This window comes from Paraburkholderia hospita, assembly GCF_002902965.1.
GTDB lineage: Bacteria > Pseudomonadota > Gammaproteobacteria > Burkholderiales > Burkholderiaceae > Paraburkholderia > Paraburkholderia hospita.
This window is the reverse complement of record NZ_CP026107.1, coordinates 352443-369326: the sequence shown is the minus strand read 5'-3', so window position 1 is coordinate 369326 and position 16884 is coordinate 352443. Positions and strand designations below refer to the sequence as shown.

Genomic DNA, 16884 nt, shown 5'->3' with positions numbered 1-16884 from the left:
CCTCCAGCCACACGCATCAGAACATGTGATTGATACCGATGCGTCCAACCGTCTGCGCGCTCGAACTCGACGGCTGATAGCCGAACTGCTCGGCCTTCGCGCCCGTGCCCGACGCGCGCTGCAAGCCGGCGCCCGCGTAAATCTGCGTGCTCTTGGACAGGTAATGGGTCAGAAACAGGTTGTACTGGTTGTACGTCAGCCCTTCGAACATCGAGCGGTTGTACGAGATCCCCAGCACGTAGAAGCGCTTGCCGCCGCTCAGATCGATGTTCACGCCGACCTGGTAGTTACGCTCCGTCACCGAGCCCTGCGGATCTTCGAGCTTCACGTCGGTAAACGTTGCGTGCGGGATAAAATCGCCGACCGAGACCGAGCCGCCGACGGCAATCGTGCTGTACCGTTCCGCGTTGAACTGCACGCCCTGCTTCAGGGTCTGGCCGAGCACCGACGTCACGCCGAACGTGCCGAACAGGTCGGCGGTGCGGTTGTGCGACATCGTATACGCCGCGCCCAGTTTCACGGTGCCATTCTGGTAGCGCGCGCCGATGCTGTACTGGCGCCCGTCGCTGAAGTTGGTCTGATTGCCGAAGCTGTTCATCACGCCCGCCTGAAAGCCGCGGAAATCGATCGTCTCGTACTTCACCGAATTGTCGAGCGCGCGGGTGTTCGCGAGTCCGTCCAGATTGCCGACCGTGTAGAACGACGAGATGCCGGGCACCGAGTTGTTCAGTCCGCCCACGTATTCGTATACGTAGTCGGGAATGTGGCCGAGACTCAGCGAGCCGAACCGGTCGTTCGAAATGCCCACGTACGCGTCGCGATTGAAGAAGCTCGTCGGATTGATCTGCGCGCCCGTGTTGGTCAGGAAGCCCGATTCGAGCCGCGCGAACACCGTGTTGCCGCCGCCGATATCCTCCTTGATCAAAAAGCCGAACCGATCCGGCGTGCGCTTGCCCGCCGATTCCTGATACAGATGCGCGCCGTGCGAGTTCGTAACGAGATCGACGCCGACGTCGATGCTCCCGTACAGCGTCACCGATGACTGCGCGAACGCAGGGCAACTCAGCGCGACCGCACAACCGCCTACCAGCAGACTCGTCGTTTTCAACCAGTGTCTCCAATGTCTTTATTGTCGCCAGCCGGCTGCGTGCCGGCTGATCCCCATCTGGCGCGTGCAGCGAATCCGTACCCGGATGCCCGTGGTCTGCCATATGTTGCCGAGAGTGTATCCAACGTATTTACGGCTTTGAATCGCGAATTATTTATCAACCAATCGAACAAAACGAACAAAGCTTTTAATGGATCGGTAAAAACACCAGGAGCGGGGATTAAATCGCCTTTTACGCTTCTTTTAGCAGAAACCGGGTGCTAACATCCGCCGCGTCACGCGAACCAGGATTGGCATTCGGGAGAATCTTATGGATATGAGAGGCATGCCGCCACGGCGCATGGTGGTCGGCATCAGTGGCGCGTCTGGCGTCATTTACGGTGTGCGGCTGCTGCAACTGCTGCGCAAGCTCGACATCGAAACGCACCTCGTGATGAGCCGCTCCGCGCAGGTCACGCTCGCGCACGAGTCGGACTACAACGTCGCCGACATCCGCGCGATGGCGAGCGTCTGCCATTCGAACACCGACATCGGCGCGTCCATTTCGAGCGGCTCGTTTCCCGTGATGGGCATGATCGTCGCGCCCTGCTCCATCAAGACCTTGTCGGAGATCGCGACAGGCATGACGGCAGGCCTGCTCTCGCGCGCCGCCGACGTCGCGCTGAAGGAGCGCCGCCGTCTCGTGCTAATGGTGCGCGAAACGCCACTGCACCTCGGCCACCTGCGCAGCATGACGGCCGTGACGGAAGCGGGCGCGATCGTCTATCCGCCCGTGCCCGCCTTCTACGCGAACCCGGAATCGCTGACCGACATGGTCGATCACACGCTCGGCCGCGTGCTCGATCTGTTCGGACTCGACACCGCGACGGTGCAGCGCTGGGGTATGTGAGCGCGCAACGACCCGCTTTCTTCCGCCGATAAAGGGTTTATCCCAGGCGTCTGCGAATTATCAAATTTCATTGATGATCCATTCGGATTAATTTGCTTCTTTCGCGTGATTCGCTGATTTAAAGTGATTTCCGATTTCACCGGGTTAGTCACTCACAAATATTATCGATTGATTGATAAGCAACGTCGATAAAAAGCGCCCATTACGAAAGAGGTCGAATCGTCGAATGAAGATAGTTATTGCAGGCGCCGGTATCGGCGGATTGACGGCCGCGGCCGCGCTATTGAAAAAAGGTTTCGATGTCACGGTGTTCGAACAGGCACAGGCGCTCAAGGAAATCGGCGCGGGCGTACAGCTGAGTCCGAATGCGACGCGCGTGCTGTTTCGGCTTGGCGTCGGCGATGCGCTCGAAGGTCTTGCATGCGAGCCGCTCGGCAAGCGCGTTCGGCTCTGGAACACCGGGCAGACCTGGCGCCTCTTCGACCTCGGCGCGGAATCCCGCGAGACGTACGGCTTCCCCTATTTCACGCTGCATCGCGCCGACCTGCATGAAAAACTCGCCGACGTCGTGCGCGCGCTCAAGCCCGACGCGATCCGGCTCAATCACAAGGTGGAAGGGTTTTCGCAGCATAACGGCAAGGTCGTCGTGCAGGCAGTCAGCGGCGAAACCTGCGAAGGCGATCTGCTGATCGGCGCGGACGGCGTGCATTCGCGCGTGCGTCGCGCCTTGTTCGGTCCCGACGAACCGGTATTTTCCGGCGTGATGGCGTGGCGCGGCGTGATCGACGCGTCGAAGCTCCCCGAACATTTGCGCGAGTCGTACGGCGCGAACTGGGTCGGGCCGGGCGCACACGTGATTCACTATCCGCTGCGCGGCAGCAAGCTGATCAACTTTGTCGGCGCAATCGAAAAATCCGGCTGGCAGGTTGAATCGTGGTCCGAGCGCGGCACGCTCGACGAATGCCTCGCCGATTTCGACGGCTGGCACGAAGACGTGCGCACGCTGATCTCGGCCATCGACATTCCGTACAAGTGGGCGCTGATGGTGCGCGAGCCAATGGCGCGCTGGAGCCACGGCCACGCAACGCTGCTCGGCGATGCCTGTCATCCGACCCTGCCGTTTCTCGCGCAAGGCGCGGGCATGGCGATCGAAGACGGTTACCTGCTAGCACGCTGCCTCGAACGTTACGCCGACGATGTGCCTCTCGCGCTGCAACGCTATGAAGCACTGCGGCTCGACCGCACGGCGCGCGTGGTGCGCGGCTCCGCGGCGAATGCGACGCGCTTTCACAATCCGCAGCTTGCGCACGCGGAAGGCGCAGCCGCCTATGTGGATCGCGAATGGAGCGAGGAGCGTGTGAAAGAGCGCTACAACTGGCTGTTCGAATACGACGTCGATAGCGTCGAAGTCTGATACGGCACACGCCGAATCCAGCGACAGCCTGTACGAACCGCATTACAAGGAGACACCGTGTCCAACTCCAGACCGGCGCCCGTGCTCGGCCTGCATCATTTTGCGTGGCGCTGCCGCGACGCCGAAGAAACGCGCCACTTCTACGAAGACATACTCGGCCTGCAGCTCGTCCATGTGATCCGCCTCGACCGCGTGCCGAGCACGGGCGAGTACTGCCCATACGTGCACGTGTTCTTCGAAATGGCCGACGGATCGAACATCGCGTTCTTCGATCTCGGCGATGCGACGGCTGCCTTGCCTTCGCCGAACACGCCGTCGTGGGTCAATCACATCGCGCTGCGGCTCGAAACGCTCGAGCAGCTCGAAGCGATGAAAGCGCGCCTGATCGAACACGGCATCGACGTGCTCGGCGTCACCGATCATCATTTCGTGCGCTCCATTTATTTCTTCGATCCGAACGGACTGCGCGTTGAACTGACCGTCCCGGTTGCGCCCGTCGAAGAGCTGGCAGGCTATAAAATGCGAGCTCGGCCGGCGCTCGACGCCTGGACCGCTGAAAAAGATAAAGCAGTATCGGAGACACGCCCCGCATGAGTGCACTGAATATCACGCACGATCCGGCGCGGCGAAGCTGGATCGAATCGGCGAATGCCGGCGACACGGATTTCCCCATACAGAATCTGCCGTTCGGCGCGTTCGTGCGCGGCGGCGAAACGCGCACGGGCGTGGCGATTGGCGACCGCGTCGTCGATCTGCGCGCGCTGCACGATCTGGCCCTGCTCGACGGCGATGCGGCGATCGCCTGCGCGTCGGCCTGTGACAGCACGCTGAACGCGCTGATGGCACTCGACGCGCGCCATGTGAGCGCGCTGCGCGCCGCGCTGTCGGATCTGCTGAAACACGATGCGCCCGCGCGCTCGCGCCTCGCATCGTCGATCGACGCGGTGCTGCCGCTCGTGGCCGACGTCGAATTGACGCTGCCGTGCGCGATCGGCGACTACACGGACTTTCTGACCTCGCTGCATCACACCGAACGCCACGGCCGCTACAAAGGTCTCGCCGATCCGCTGCCCGCCGCTTTCAAATCGCTTCCGATTGCCTATCATGGCCGCGCTTCGTCGTTGCGCGTGAGCGGCGGCGACGTGCGGCGTCCGTATGGCCAGTTCCGCGACACGGACGGCAACGTACGTTTCGGCCCCGCGCCGATGCTCGATTTCGAACTGGAACTCGCGGCCGTCATCGGTCGTGGCAATGCATTGACGCGCCCCATTCCGATCGACGACGCGCGCAATCATGTATTCGGCTATTGCCTGCTCAACGACTGGTCGGCCAAGAGCATTCAGTGGTTCGAACAGGTGCTGGGTCCGTTCCTCGGTAAGAGCTTCCATTCCAGCGTATCGCCGTGGCTCGTCACGGAAGAAGCGCTCGCGCCATTCCGCAAGGCCGCGCCTTCGCGCGCGGCGGGCGACGCCGCGATCCTGCCGCATCTTCGCGGCGCGCACGATCAGCAAAACGGCGGCCTGAATCTGGACCTGTACGCGCATCTGTCCACCGCCGCGATGCGCAGCGATCGCATGCCTGCCATGCAGATCACACACACGCATCCCGACAATCTGTACTGGACCTTTGCGCAGATGATTGCGCATCACACGAGCAACGGCTGCAATCTGCGCACGGGCGATCTGCTCGGCAGCGGCACGATTTCGGGCGCCAGCGACGCATCGCGCGCGTGCCTGACGGAACTCAGCGAAGCGGGCAAGAAGCCGCTCGCGCTGCCGAACGGCGAATCGCGCATCTCACTCGAAGACGGCGACGAGATTGTGTTGAGCGCGCGCGCCAGCGCGCCGGGTGCCGTATCGATCGGCTTCGGCGAATGCCGCGGGCGTATCGCTGCCGCGTTGCCGTATCCACACGCCGAGGAGCACTGAATCATGACGACGCTCAACGGCTTCCAGCAGTTCGGACACGGCCCGCACAAGGTGATCGCGCTGAACGGCTGGTTCGGCAGCTCGGCCGACTGGCATGCGCTCACGCCCGCGCTCGATCCCGAACGCTTCTCCTACGCGTTCTTCGATTATCGCGGCTACGGGCTTTCGCGTGATATCGATGGCGCGTTCACGTTCGATGAAGTCGCGCGCGACGTGCTCGCGCTTGCGGATCATCTCGACTGGCAGCGCTTCAGCCTGATCGGCCATTCGATGGGCGGCATGGCGATGCAGCGCGTGCTGCTCGCCGCGCCCGAACGGATCGTCAAAATGGCGGGCGTGTCCGCCGTGCCCGCGTGCGGCTCGCGCATGGACGAAACGCGCGTCGCGATGTTTTCCGCCTGCATCGACGACGTGACGAAGCGTGCAGGCATCATTCACTTTTCGACAGGCAGCCGGCTCGCCTCGCCATGGAGCACGCATCTCGCACAACTGTCGCTGCGCGACTCGCGGCGCGAAGCGTTCGCGGGCTATCTGCCGCAATGGGCCACAGGCGACTTCGCCGCGCAGATCGACGGCAATCGGACGCCCGTGAAGCTCTTCGTCGGCGAGCACGATCCGACCATCACGGCAGACCTGATGACGCGCACATGGCTCGCGTGGTATCCGAACGCCACGCTGGAAACGCTGCGCAACGCGGGACATTACGCGATGTACGAAGTGCCCGTCGCGCTGGCCACTGCGCTGGAGAACTGGCTCTCGGAGCCGTAACAGGCCATAGCGGTCAACACAGAAGTCCGGCATGCGCGAAGACAACGCGCCTGCCGCAGGAGACAACATGTACGAGACGACTTATCTGCGCGCAGCGTCGCTTGCCGAAGCGGTCGCCTGGTTGCGCGAGCATGACGAAGCGCGGCCACTGTCGGGCGGCATGACGCTGATCCCGACGCTCAAGCAACGCCTCGCGGCGCCTTCGCATCTGATCGATCTCACGCGAATCGGCGAACTGCGCGGCATCGAAGTACGCGGCGACACGCTGCATGTCGGCGCGCTGATGAAGCATGCGGAAGTTGCCGCATCCGATACCGTTCGCGAAGCGATTCCCGCGCTCGCGCATCTGGCCAGCGTGATCGCCGATCCGCAGGTGCGCAACCGCGGCACGATGGGCGGATCGGTCGCGAACAACGATCCCGCAGCGGACTATCCGTCCGCCGTGCTGGCACTGAACGCGCACGTCATCACCTCGTCTCAGCGGCGCATTCCCGCCGACGACTATTTCATCGACACGTTCGAAACCGCGCTCGAAGCCGACGAACTCGTCACCGCGATCGAATTCGCCATTCCGCGCCGCGCCGCCTATGCGAAGTACCGGCATCCCGCGTCGGGTTACGCGGTGACGGGTGTGTTCATCGCGCAGTACGACGATGCCGTGCGTGTGGCCGTGACGGGCGCGGGCGCGTCGGTGTTCCGCTGGTTCGATGCGGAGGCCGCGTTGCAGCAGGACTTGTCGGAAGCCGCGCTCGCATCGCTGTGGATCGACCGCGATACGTTGCCCGACGACGCGAACGCGTCGGCATCGTACCGCGCGCATCTGATCGAAACCTATACCCGCCGCGCGTTGCAGGCGCTGCTCGCGTCGTAACGACGCCGCTCAATTCAGGAGAACAGGATGGAATTCACCGGATCGCAAACCATCGCGGCATCGCGCGAACAGGTATGGCAAGGACTCAACGACGCGACCGTGCTGCAGGAATGCATTCCCGGCTGCGAAGCATTCACGGCGGAAAACGAAGACGAGTACAAGGCCGTCGTGGTCGCCTCCGTCGGGCCCGTGAAAGCGCGCTTCAAGGGCACGCTCGAACTGTCCGAACGCGATGCGCCGAATGGCTACCGGATTGTCGGCCAGGGCGAAGGTGGCATTGCGGGCTTCGGCAAGATGACGGCGACCGTCACGCTCGCCGATGCCGAAGACGGCACGCTGCTCACTTACGTGGCCGAAGCGCAGGTCGGCGGCAAGCTCGCGCAGATCGGCTCGCGGCTCGTCACGTCGGTGGCGAACAAGCTGGCCGCCGAGTTCTTCAGGCGCTTCAACGCGACGCTCAGCGCAGCGAACGAACCCGCCGCCGAATGAGCACGCTGCATGAACGGGAAAGACAGGTGAATCATGGTTGAAGTCCAACTCCAGGTGAACGGCACGGACGTCTCGCACGACGTGCCCGACAACACGCTGCTCGTCGAATTTCTGCGCGAGCATGTGCGGCTGACGGGCACGCATGTCGGCTGCGATACGAGCCAATGCGGCGCGTGCACCGTTCATCTCGACGGCAACGCCGTCAAGTCCTGCACCGTGCTCGCCGCTCAGGCGAGCGGCGGACAGGTGGTGACCGTCGAAGGTCTGAGCGCGCAATGCGGCGGCAAGCTGCATCCCGTGCAGAACGCGTTCGTGCAGTGCCACGGCCTGCAGTGCGGCTTCTGCACGCCCGGCATGATCATGGCCAGCGCGTTCTATCTGCGCAAGGAACCGGCGCTCGACGTGGCGAGCATCAGTCACGCGCTGGAAGGCAACATCTGCCGATGCACGGGCTACGTGAACATCATCGAAGCAGTGCGTCACGCAGCGCGCGAGATGTACCCCGATGCGCCGTTCGCGAAGACGGAGGAACACGCGTCATGATCGGCAAACCGATACCTCGCGTCGAAGACCAGCGCTTCGTGACGGGCAACGGCCAGTACACCGACGACATTCGCGTCGATGGCCAGTTGCACGCGGCCTTTCTGCGCTCGCCTCACGCGCATGCTGGATTGCGCTCGGTCGACATCAGCGCCGCGCAGGAAGCGCCCGGCGTGATCGCCGTGCTGGTCGGCCAGGACTATCTCGACGATGGCTTTCAGGGCGTCGATCATGTGCCGAATCCCGTCGATGCCGTGGACGCCACGAAGAAAGCCTTCCTCACGTCGCTGACGGGCTCGATCTTCAATCAGTTTCATATCCCGCTGCCCGTGGACCGCGTGCGCTACGTCGGCGAAGCAATCGCGATGGTGATCGCCGAAACGCCGTTGCAGGCGCGCAATGCGTCGGAACTGATCGAAGTCGATTACGACGTGCTCGATGCCGTCATCAACGGCGCCGACGCGATGCAACCCGACGCGCCGCAACTGTGGGACGGCGCGCCCGGCAACCTGTGCTTTCAGACGCAGATCGGCGACCGCGAAGCCGCGCGCAAGATTCTCGCGGATGCCGATCACGTGATCCGCCGCGAGTTTCATCACAGCCGGCTCGTCAATTGCCAGATGGAACCACGCAGCGCGATCGGCATGCACGACGCGGCCAACGACGTCTACACGCTGATCTCCGGCAGCCAGGGCGCGGTGCGCCAGCAACTGGTCCTCGCTGCCGCGCTGAAGGTGCCGCCTGCGCGGATGCGTGTCGTCTGCCCCGATACGGGCGGCGGCTTCGGGCCGCGCTCGTTCGTCTACGTCGAGCAACTGGCTGTCGTGTGGGCAGCGCGCCGCGTGGGACGTCCCGTCAAATGGACGAGCGACCGCAGCGAAGCCTTCCTGTCCGACTACCAGGGGCGCGACGCGATCATCCGCTCCGCAATCGGCTTTTCAAAAGACGGCCGCATTCTCGCCATCGACAACGAGTGGATCGGCAACGTCGGCGCGCATACGGTGTCCTACGTGCCGATGTCGAACGGCACGCGCATCATGACGACCGTCTACGACGTGCCCGTGGCCGCCGTGCACGTCAGTGCCGTCATGACCAACACGGTGCCGACTGCGCCGTATCGCGGCGCGGGCCGGCCCGAAGCGACGCATGTGATCGAACGCATGCTCGATCTCGCTGCCGCCGAACTCGGCATCGACCGCGCGGAAATTCGCCGCCGCAATCTCGTCACGCACGACAAGCTGCCGTACCGCAGCCCGATGGGTCTCACGTACGACAGCGGCGAATTCGAGCGCAACATGGCGCGTGCAATGACGCTCGCGCAGTGGGACAGCTTCGAGGAGCGCCGCGCGCAATCGCGCGCGAATGGCCGCTTGCGCGGCATCGGGCTTGCGAACTACATCGAGTCGCCAGTCGGCGCACCGCGCGAGCGCATCGAGCTGACGGTGCGCGCGGACGGCAGCGTCGATATCGTGTCGGGCACGCAGTCGACGGGCCAGGGCCACGAAACGACGTTCGCGCAGGTCATCGCGCATCATCTGGGCGTGCCGATGGAAGCCGTGAAGCTGCGCACGGGCGACACGGCATTCGTGAGCGTCGGCGGCGGTAGCCACTCGGACCGCACGATGCGCCTCGGCGGCATGCTGCTCGTCGACACCGCGCAGCAGATCATCGCGACGGGCAAACAGGTCGCCGCCGCGCTGTTCGGCGTGGACGCTTCCGGCATCGAGTACGCGGATGCGTCGTTCACCGCGTCCGCTTCGGGCAAGCGGATCAGTCTCGCGGAAGTCGCGCATCAGGTCTCGAAGGACGGCGTGCCCGGCGATCCGTCGATGAAAAAGCTCTACGCACACGCTGAAGTCAACACGCGTGTGCCCGCGCATCCGACGGGCGCCGCGATCTGCGAACTCGAAGTGGACCCCGATACGGGCATGGTGGAGCTTGTGAACTACACATCCGTCGACGACGTGGGGCAGCCGATCAATCCGCTGATCGTCGAAGGCCAGGTGCATGGCGGGCTCGCGCAAGGCATCGGCCAGGCACTCTCGGAAGGCTTCTACGTGGATCGCGAGACGGGGCAGGTGCTGACGGGTTCGTACATGGATTACGGCATGCCGCGCGCCGGCGTGATTCCGCCGCTCAACGTCGAACTGACGGAAGACCCGACGCATGGCAATCCGCTGCGCGTGAAAGGCGGCGGCGAAAGCGGCATCACGCCTGCCACGGCGACGATTTTCAACGCGCTGGCCGATGCGCTGCGCGAGTACGGCAACGACGAACTCGCGATGCCCGCCACGCCAAAAGTAGTCTGGGAATACATTCATCGCGCTCAAGGAGGCGCACATGTCAACTGAATCCGTCGCAATCCGCCGCAAGGGCGCGCTGCTCGACATCGTGCTCGACCGGCCTGAGAACGGCAACCTGATCGATCAGCCGATGAGCGATGCGATCATCGCCGCCGTCACCACGATCGATGACGATACGAAGCTCGTACGCATTGTCAGCAGCGGCAAGGACTTCTGCAAAGGCCGCCAGTCGCCGATGCCGCCTCAAGGCGCCAAGCCGTCGGCGGAAACGTTGCGGCGCGTGGTCGCCGCGCCGCCGCTCGCGCTTTACGATGCGTTGAAGGCCGTGCGCGTGCCCGTGCTTTCCGTGGTGCGAGGTGAAGCGATCGGGGTCGGCTGCGCGCTGGCAGGCGTGTGCGACGTCGCGCTCGCCGCCGACGACGCGATCTTCCAGATCCCCGAAATGGAGCGAGACATTCCGCCGACGCTCGTCATGTCCGCATTGATCGGGCGCGTTCCCGTGAAGACGGTTGCGCACATGGTGCTGAGCCGCGTGCGGCTGTCGGCGCAGGAAGCGCTCGTTGCAGGTCTCGTGAGCCGCGTCGTGCCCGTTGCGTCGCTCGACGACGAAGCCGATGCGCTCACCGATACGCTGCTCGGCTGCAGCGCCGTCACGCTGCGCGCCGTCAAGCAGTTCCTGCATCTCGCGCCCGATATGCCCGCCGCGGGTTCGAGCGGCTTCGCTGCGCATCTCGCGGCCACTGCGCTGTCAGCACGCTTCTGAGGGCGCGCACCGCGTAGCGCCCTGCACATAAGGACACGACATTGAGACCCAAGACAGCCATTCCTTCGACCGCGCAAGGCGCGGAACTGCCTGACCTCGAACACTTCCGTCTGCGGCGCTTTCTCGCGTCGCTCGACGACACGGAACTCGAACGACGCGACGAGCCTGTCGATCTCGCCGATATCGCCCGCATCATGGAAGGCAACCCGCGCGCGGTATGGTTCCAGCAGCCGGCGGGCGGCACGGTGTCGCTCGCGGGCAGCGTTGCGGCAAGCCGTACGCGCCTCGCCAAAGCCTTCGACACCACGCCCGCACATCTGCTCGAAGTCGTGCGCGACCGTCTGCGCAGCAAAGGCAAGCTCGTCGAAGTGCGCCGCGAAGAAGCGCCCGTGCAACAGGTCGTGCTGACGGGCGACGAGTGCGACTTCACTGCCCTGCCCGTGCATCTGCAACACGATCTGGACGGCGCGCCGTATATCTCCGCATCGATCGACTTCGCGGTCGATCCCGACACGGGCTGGACCAACGTCGGCATTCGCCGCCTGATGCTGCGCGGCCGGCGCACGGCGGGCGTCGATCTCGTCGCGCCGTCCGATCTGCGCGCCACCGCCATTGCCCATGCGAAGCGCGGCGAGCGGCTGCCGATCGCGTTCGCCGTCGGCACGCATCCTATCGACCACGTCGGCGCGACGATGCGCATTCCCACCGACGAACTCGAACTCGTCGCCGCATTGCGCGGCGCGCCGATGGGCGTCGTCAAATGCGTGACGAACGATCTGCTCGTGCCCGCCGACGCGGAGTTCATCCTCGAAGGCTATCTGGACGAACGCGGGCACGCGGAGCCGGAAGGGCCGTATGGCGAATTCCTCGGCTACTACGGCGGCATCAAGACGAACCCGGTGTTTCATCTGACGGCCATCACGCATCGCAAGGATGCCGTGTTCCAGACGTGCACGATCGGCGGCCGCACGATGGCGCGCACCGATACCGCTCAACTCGCCGCGCTGCGCACGGAAGTGACCGTCTGGCGCGCGCTCGAAACGGCAGTGCGCGAGATCAAGGGCGTGTATGCGAGCCCCGCGACGGGTGGCATGTTCAACGTACGCGTCGCGATTCAACAGCGCGTGCCCGGCGAAGCGCGTAACGCGATCGCCGCCGTGTTCGCGTCGCTCGCGAACGTCAAGCATGTGTTCGTCGTCGATCCCGACATCGACATCTTCTCCGACGAGCAGATGGACTGGGCGCTCGCGACGCGCTTTCAGGCCGACCGCGATCTCGTGATGCACAGCGGCATGCGCGCGATGCCGCTCGATCCTTCGCTCGACGGCGCGACGGTGACGGCAAAAGTGGGCTTTGATCTCACGCTGCCGCTGCTGCGTCCCGGCGAGGAGCGCGATCTCGAACACCGCGTGCCGACGCCCCCGGCGTTCACGGGCGCGCGCTTCGACTCGCTCGAAGCCGCCCTCGCAGATGGCCCGAAGCGCTTTACCGAGCTGATGTCCGCAACGGGCACGCGCGACGGCCGCGAAATTGTGCGCTGGCTCGAAGATACGGGCGCCACGCGGACGATCGTCCGTGATGACGAAGGCCGGTACGCATTCGCGTAAAAAACGCCGTGCCCGCCCGCGCTTTCGCTTGAAACACGCGCGGTTGCAACGTTTGCGCGGCATGATCCGCCGCCGCGTCACGGCGGCAGCGTGCCCGCGATCGGGTCTTGTCCCGGTCGCGGACACGCCTGCACGGCGATAGAATCCGGGCAGCCCTACCGTGCCCTGCCTCAAGGATCGCCGTCGATGAACCTGTCCCTCAAACAACTCAAAGTCTTTCTCGGCGTCGCGAACGCATCGAGCTTCACGAAGACCGCGCAGAGCATGCATTTGAGTCAGGCCGCGCTGAGCGCGATCATTCGCGAACTCGAAACGCAGCTCAACTGCCGCCTGTTCGAGCGCACCACGCGCACCGTCGCGCTGACGGAAGCGGGCCGCCTGTTCTACCCGACCGCGATGAAGATCGTCGAGACGCTCGAAAAATCCGTGATCGAGCTGAACGAGTTGGGCCGGCAAAAACAGGCCTCGTTGCTGCTGGGCTGCACGCCGATGATCGCCGCGAGCCTGATGCCGCAAGTGCTCGCGCGTTTTGCGGAGACCAACCCCGACGCGCAGATCGAACTCGTCGACCGTCCGCCGGGCGAACTGCTGAAGATGGTCGAGGAAGGCGATCTCGATGCGGCGTTCGGGATTTTCTTTTCGCAGCTTTCCGGCATCGATCGCGTGCCGATCTTTCCGACGCGGCTCGTCGTGGTCTCGTCGACGATGGAAAGCGCGCATGGCATCGGCAAGGTGCCGCGCGACGGCGTGCAATGGCGCGCGCTCGAAGGGCTCCCGCTCATCACGCTGCCGAAGGACAACCCGTTGCAGCGTCTGATCGAGGCATCGCTGTCGAAAGAAGAGGTGACGACAGGCCGCCGGACGGTGATCGGGCATCTGCAGACGGCGATTGCGATGGCTCACGAAGGACTCGGCGTCGCGATCATGCCGTCGTTCTGCGAACACATTTGCCGGCACTACCAGGTGCGCATCGACGTGATCCGCCCGGAAGTGGAGTTTTCGTTTTACCGGATCACGCGCAGCGGACGCGACACGCTCGCGGCGCTCGATCAGTTCACGGAGATGTTTGCCGCCGCCGCGCAACTGAGTCCATTCGATACGGCGGCTAACGCGAAGTAATTCGCTTCGGAGCGTGCGCTAGGCGAAGCACGCGAGTTCCGGATCGAGGATGGACGACGCCATGCCCTGTGCGCTCTTTGCCGCGCCGACCTGCAACGACGGTGGCATGATCACACCGTTCTTCACGGCCGTGACTTCGGCGAGGATCGACACGGCGATCTCAGGGGGCGTTCTGCTGCCGATATAAATCCCAACCGGCCCATGCAGCCGCGCGAGTTCCGTCTCGGTGAGATCGAATTCCTTGAGCCTTTCGCGACGCGCCGCGTTATTGCGCCGTGAGCCTAATGCGCCGACGTAAAACGCAGGCGTCTTCAACGCTTCCATCAGCGCAAGATCATCGAGCTTTGGGTCATGTGTGAGCGCGATCACGGCGCAGCGCTCATCGAGCTTCATTTCGAGCACGGTATCGTCGGGCATCGTACGAATGATTTTCGTGCCGGGCACATCCCACTCGTCCGTATATTCTTCGCGCGGATCGCACACCGTCACCTGATAATCGAGCCCCACCGCGATATTGCACAGATAGCGCGACAGTTGTCCCGCGCCGATCACCAGCATCCGGTAACGCGGGCCGTGTATCGTCAACAAATACTTGCCGTTGAAGTCGACACCATCGGTCGCTTGTGCGGGACTCAAACGCGCGATACCCGTTTCCATATCGAGTGCGCGCGCAACGAGCCGTCCGTCTTCAACGGCATCGCACAGTTCAGCGATGCCGCTTGCCTTCGTCAAAGGCTCCAGCACGAGCTGGATCGTGCCGCCGCATGGCAAACCGAAGCGATGCGCCTCTTCCGCCTTGATGCCGTATTTAACGACTTCCGGCTTCGTCTGCTCGATTCCGCGCCGACGCACGCGGTCGATCAGATCGTCTTCGATACAGCCGCCCGACACCGAGCCGACCACCACACCATCTTCGCGCACGACGAGCATCGCGCCTTCAGGACGCGGCGACGAACCCCACGTCTTCACTACCGTCACAAGCAGCACGCGATGCCCCTGTTCGAGCCAGCGCGCGCTGGACTTCAACACTTCGAGATTGACACTGTCCACTATCGACACCTGATCGCTACGAGTCTCCGACATGCAGTCTATGCGCCGTACCCGGCAGCGTGAATCGGCAAATCTGGATCACGTCATCGAAAATGCCGAAGAATCGCCGCCCTCCCGTTCGAGCCATGCGCAAAACGTGATGACCAGTTCATCCGTCAACTTCGCATCCGGAACGTACGTGCAATAGCTGCGCGACGGCAGACGCGGACGATCGAACGGCATGACGAGCCGGCCCGCTGCGAGATCGTCGGCGACCAGCGCAGTCGGGCCCATCGCAATGCCGATGCCATCGACAGCAGCCTGCAGCGCGAGATAGAAGTGATCGAACGTGAGGTTGGCAGCGGGTACGAGTGCGGGCATCTCTACCTTCGCCAGCCAGTTCGGCCAGACTCGCGGCAGACTCGACGTGTGCAACAACGTGTGCCGGCGAAAATCGTCGAACGTCCGAAGGGGAATGCGTTCAAGCAGAGCCGGACTGCAGACGGGAATCCTTTCCTCGGAAAGAAACGGCCGCATCGTGTATCCGTAGAACGTGTCCGGCCCGCCCCGGATGATCACGTCGTAAGTCTCTTTCAGGTTTTCCAGCGGCTCGTTCGAGGTCTCCACCATCACGTCGATCCCCGGATGCGCGTCGCGAAAGCGCGCGAGTCGCGGCACCAGCCAGCGCAATGTGAAGGTCGCCACGGCATTGACGGTCAACGTTCGCGAAACCCTTCCCGCTACGCCGTATCTCGCGGTGGCCTGCGCGAGCTGCTCGAATACCGGGCCAATCTCATCGAGGTAAGCCCTCGCGGCCGGCGTAAGCTCGACGCGCCGGTTGTGCCGCTCGAACAGCGGCGCGCCGAGCCACTCTTCGAGCAGACGCACCTGCTGGCTCACTGCGCCATGAGTGACGTGCAATTCGGCCGCGGCTTCCTTGAAGCTGCCCAACCTTCCGGCAGCCTCGAAAGCACGCAACGCATTGAGCGGGGGCAAGACTCGCTTCATTCGGGTTAGTTTATTTAACGCGAATGGCCAATTTATCTGGTTTGCCCGGTCGTCACAAGATAGATATTCTCGTGTCAGATACAGGAGAGTCGAAACCATGTCCACAGGCGTCATGCTGCTGGTGCTTTTCGCCGCGTTGCTTCACGCAAGCTGGAATGCCGTCGTGAAGTCCAGCCCGGACAAGTTTCTCGACATCGTATTCGTGACGTCCAGTGCGGCCGCCTTTTGCCTGGTTTCGCTGCCGTTCCTGCCGTTGCCTGCTGCGAGCAGTTGGCCCTACATCGCGGTATCGGGCGTGATTCACATCTTTTATTTCGTGCTGATCGGCGCGGCGTATCGCAGCGGCGACATGAGCCATGCGTATCCGTTGATGCGCGGCGCGCCGCCACTGCTCGTTGCGCTGGCAAGCGGTCCGGTCATCGGCGAGCGGCTCACGATGGGCGAATGGAGCGGCATCCTGCTCATCTGCGCGGGCATATTGGGCCTGTTGCTCGTAACGCCGGCGGGCGGCAGCACCGCGCGCACCAGCCGTTTCGCGCTCATGAATGCCCTTACCGTCGCGGCCTATACGCTCGTCGACGGAACGGGCGTGCGCATGTCCGGGCATCCTGCGTCGTACACGATGTGGATGTTCGCGCTTACCGCACCGCCTATTCTCGTGTGGGCAGTCGCGCGTCGCGGCGAAGCCGCCCGGCGACATCTGCGCGCCCGCTGGCATCTTATGTTGATCGGGGGCGCCTGCACGCTTGCCGCCTATGCGCTCGTGCTATGGGCGATGACGCGCGCGCCGATTGCGATGGTTGCCGCTTTGCGAGAATCGGCGATTCTCTTCGGCACCGCGATCTCCGTCTTCTTTCTCAAGGAGCGCAGCGGCTATGGCCGCTCGATTGCCGCCGTCGTCATCCTGTCCGGCGTGGTGACGCTCAAGCTGACTTGAAATAGCGCGGAGGATCGTTCTCCGCCGACGTCCAGATCGACTACTCTTCTCTGGCGAGATCGTGCCTGCGGACTTGCCTTTTGTCATTGGTCTAACGGTTGAGGATTGGCC

17 protein-coding genes are annotated in these 16884 nt (G+C 63.6%); 14 read left to right on the top strand and 3 right to left on the bottom strand.

What is annotated here, in order from left to right; all coding sequences use genetic code 11:
- Positions 1-16: 16 nt before the first annotated feature.
- Positions 17-1108: a porin gene (locus C2L64_RS34810; RefSeq protein WP_007584598.1), complete on the bottom strand. Its 1092-nt coding sequence runs from the start codon at positions 1106-1108 to the stop codon at positions 17-19.
- Between the two features lie 12 nt (positions 1109-1120).
- Here C2L64_RS34810 and C2L64_RS53555 point away from each other — a divergent pair, with 12 nt between their 5' ends.
- The 13 genes from C2L64_RS53555 (at position 1121) to C2L64_RS34750 (ending at position 13799) form a co-directional block, all read left to right on the top strand.
- The gene (locus C2L64_RS53555) at positions 1121-1372 is read left to right on the top strand and encodes a hypothetical protein (protein ID WP_131542635.1); all 252 of its coding nucleotides are present in this window, start codon (positions 1121-1123) and stop codon (positions 1370-1372) included.
- Positions 1373-1418: 46 nt separating this feature from the next.
- Positions 1419-1997, top strand: coding sequence for a UbiX family flavin prenyltransferase (locus C2L64_RS34805; RefSeq protein WP_007740728.1), 579 nt, complete (start codon positions 1419-1421; stop codon positions 1995-1997).
- Positions 1998-2223: 226 nt separating this feature from the next.
- On the top strand, positions 2224-3411 hold the full coding sequence (locus tag C2L64_RS34800) for an FAD-dependent monooxygenase (protein ID WP_007584596.1): 1188 nt from the start codon (positions 2224-2226) through the stop codon (positions 3409-3411).
- Positions 3412-3468: 57 nt separating this feature from the next.
- A complete protein-coding gene (locus tag C2L64_RS34795) occupies positions 3469-4005 on the top strand; it encodes a VOC family protein (protein WP_007584594.1) in 537 nt (178 codons plus the stop codon).
- Entirely contained in the window at positions 4002-5339 is a 1338-nt protein-coding gene (gene fahA, locus C2L64_RS34790; protein ID WP_007584589.1) for a fumarylacetoacetase, read from the top strand. The genes C2L64_RS34795 and fahA overlap by 4 nt, the downstream gene beginning before the upstream one ends.
- Before the next feature lie 3 nt (positions 5340-5342).
- Positions 5343-6107 (top strand): alpha/beta fold hydrolase, encoded by a 765-nt coding sequence (locus C2L64_RS34785; protein WP_007584587.1) that lies wholly within the window; start codon positions 5343-5345, stop codon positions 6105-6107.
- A gap of 67 nt (positions 6108-6174) precedes the next feature.
- Positions 6175-6978, top strand: a complete 804-nt coding sequence (locus C2L64_RS34780; RefSeq protein WP_039900862.1) for an FAD binding domain-containing protein — start codon at positions 6175-6177, stop codon at positions 6976-6978.
- Positions 6979-7005: 27 nt separating this feature from the next.
- A complete protein-coding gene (locus C2L64_RS34775; protein ID WP_007584579.1) occupies positions 7006-7467 on the top strand; it encodes an SRPBCC family protein in 462 nt (153 codons plus the stop codon).
- 33 nt (positions 7468-7500) lie between these two features.
- A complete protein-coding gene (locus C2L64_RS34770; RefSeq protein ID WP_007584577.1) occupies positions 7501-8010 on the top strand; it encodes a (2Fe-2S)-binding protein in 510 nt (169 codons plus the stop codon).
- A complete protein-coding gene (locus C2L64_RS34765) occupies positions 8007-10358 on the top strand; it encodes a xanthine dehydrogenase family protein molybdopterin-binding subunit (RefSeq protein WP_007584576.1) in 2352 nt (783 codons plus the stop codon). Before C2L64_RS34770 ends, C2L64_RS34765 begins: the two co-directional genes overlap by 4 nt.
- The gene (locus C2L64_RS34760) at positions 10348-11073 is read left to right on the top strand and encodes an enoyl-CoA hydratase/isomerase family protein (RefSeq protein WP_007584575.1); all 726 of its coding nucleotides are present in this window, start codon (positions 10348-10350) and stop codon (positions 11071-11073) included. Before C2L64_RS34765 ends, C2L64_RS34760 begins: the two co-directional genes overlap by 11 nt.
- Before the next feature lie 41 nt (positions 11074-11114).
- Complete coding sequence (locus tag C2L64_RS34755; RefSeq protein ID WP_007584574.1) at positions 11115-12680, top strand: UbiD family decarboxylase; 1566 nt, start codon at positions 11115-11117, stop codon at positions 12678-12680.
- A 186-nt stretch (positions 12681-12866) separates the two neighbouring features.
- Positions 12867-13799: a LysR family transcriptional regulator gene (locus tag C2L64_RS34750; protein WP_007584573.1), complete on the top strand. Its 933-nt coding sequence runs from the start codon at positions 12867-12869 to the stop codon at positions 13797-13799.
- A gap of 18 nt (positions 13800-13817) precedes the next feature.
- Here the strand turns inward: C2L64_RS34750 and C2L64_RS34745 are convergent, their stop codons facing one another.
- Together C2L64_RS34745 and gcvA are read right to left on the bottom strand one after the other, a co-directional pair.
- Entirely contained in the window at positions 13818-14849 is a 1032-nt protein-coding gene (locus tag C2L64_RS34745; RefSeq protein ID WP_039900860.1) for an XdhC family protein, read from the bottom strand.
- Positions 14850-14927: 78 nt separating this feature from the next.
- Positions 14928-15836, bottom strand: a complete 909-nt coding sequence (gcvA, locus tag C2L64_RS34740) for a transcriptional regulator GcvA (protein WP_039900828.1) — start codon at positions 15834-15836, stop codon at positions 14928-14930.
- Between the two features lie 97 nt (positions 15837-15933).
- Here gcvA and C2L64_RS34735 point away from each other — a divergent pair, with 97 nt between their 5' ends.
- The gene (locus C2L64_RS34735; RefSeq protein WP_007584568.1) at positions 15934-16773 is read left to right on the top strand and encodes a DMT family transporter; all 840 of its coding nucleotides are present in this window, start codon (positions 15934-15936) and stop codon (positions 16771-16773) included.
- The last annotated feature ends 111 nt before the right edge of the window (positions 16774-16884 follow it).

Bases quoted from the DNA above. Each gene is read 5' to 3' on its own strand.
- C2L64_RS34780 (WP_039900862.1), top strand. From the start codon at position 6,175: ATGTACGAGACGACTTATCTGCGCGCAGCGTCGCTTGCCGAAGCGGTC.
- C2L64_RS34770 (WP_007584577.1), top strand. From the start codon at position 7,501: ATGGTTGAAGTCCAACTCCAGGTGAACGGCACGGACGTCTCGCACGAC.
- C2L64_RS34735 (WP_007584568.1), top strand. From the start codon at position 15,934: ATGTCCACAGGCGTCATGCTGCTGGTGCTTTTCGCCGCGTTGCTTCAC.
- C2L64_RS34785 (WP_007584587.1), top strand. From the start codon at position 5,343: ATGACGACGCTCAACGGCTTCCAGCAGTTCGGACACGGCCCGCACAAG.
- C2L64_RS34760 (WP_007584575.1), top strand. From the start codon at position 10,348: ATGTCAACTGAATCCGTCGCAATCCGCCGCAAGGGCGCGCTGCTCGAC.
- fahA (WP_007584589.1), top strand. From the start codon at position 4,002: ATGAGTGCACTGAATATCACGCACGATCCGGCGCGGCGAAGCTGGATC.
- C2L64_RS53555 (WP_131542635.1), top strand. From the start codon at position 1,121: ATGTCTTTATTGTCGCCAGCCGGCTGCGTGCCGGCTGATCCCCATCTG.
- C2L64_RS34775 (WP_007584579.1), top strand. From the start codon at position 7,006: ATGGAATTCACCGGATCGCAAACCATCGCGGCATCGCGCGAACAGGTA.
- C2L64_RS34750 (WP_007584573.1), top strand. From the start codon at position 12,867: ATGAACCTGTCCCTCAAACAACTCAAAGTCTTTCTCGGCGTCGCGAAC.
- C2L64_RS34805 (WP_007740728.1), top strand. From the start codon at position 1,419: ATGGATATGAGAGGCATGCCGCCACGGCGCATGGTGGTCGGCATCAGT.
- C2L64_RS34765 (WP_007584576.1), top strand. From the start codon at position 8,007: ATGATCGGCAAACCGATACCTCGCGTCGAAGACCAGCGCTTCGTGACG.
- C2L64_RS34800 (WP_007584596.1), top strand. From the start codon at position 2,224: ATGAAGATAGTTATTGCAGGCGCCGGTATCGGCGGATTGACGGCCGCG.
- gcvA (WP_039900828.1), bottom strand. From the start codon at position 15,836: ATGAAGCGAGTCTTGCCCCCGCTCAATGCGTTGCGTGCTTTCGAGGCT.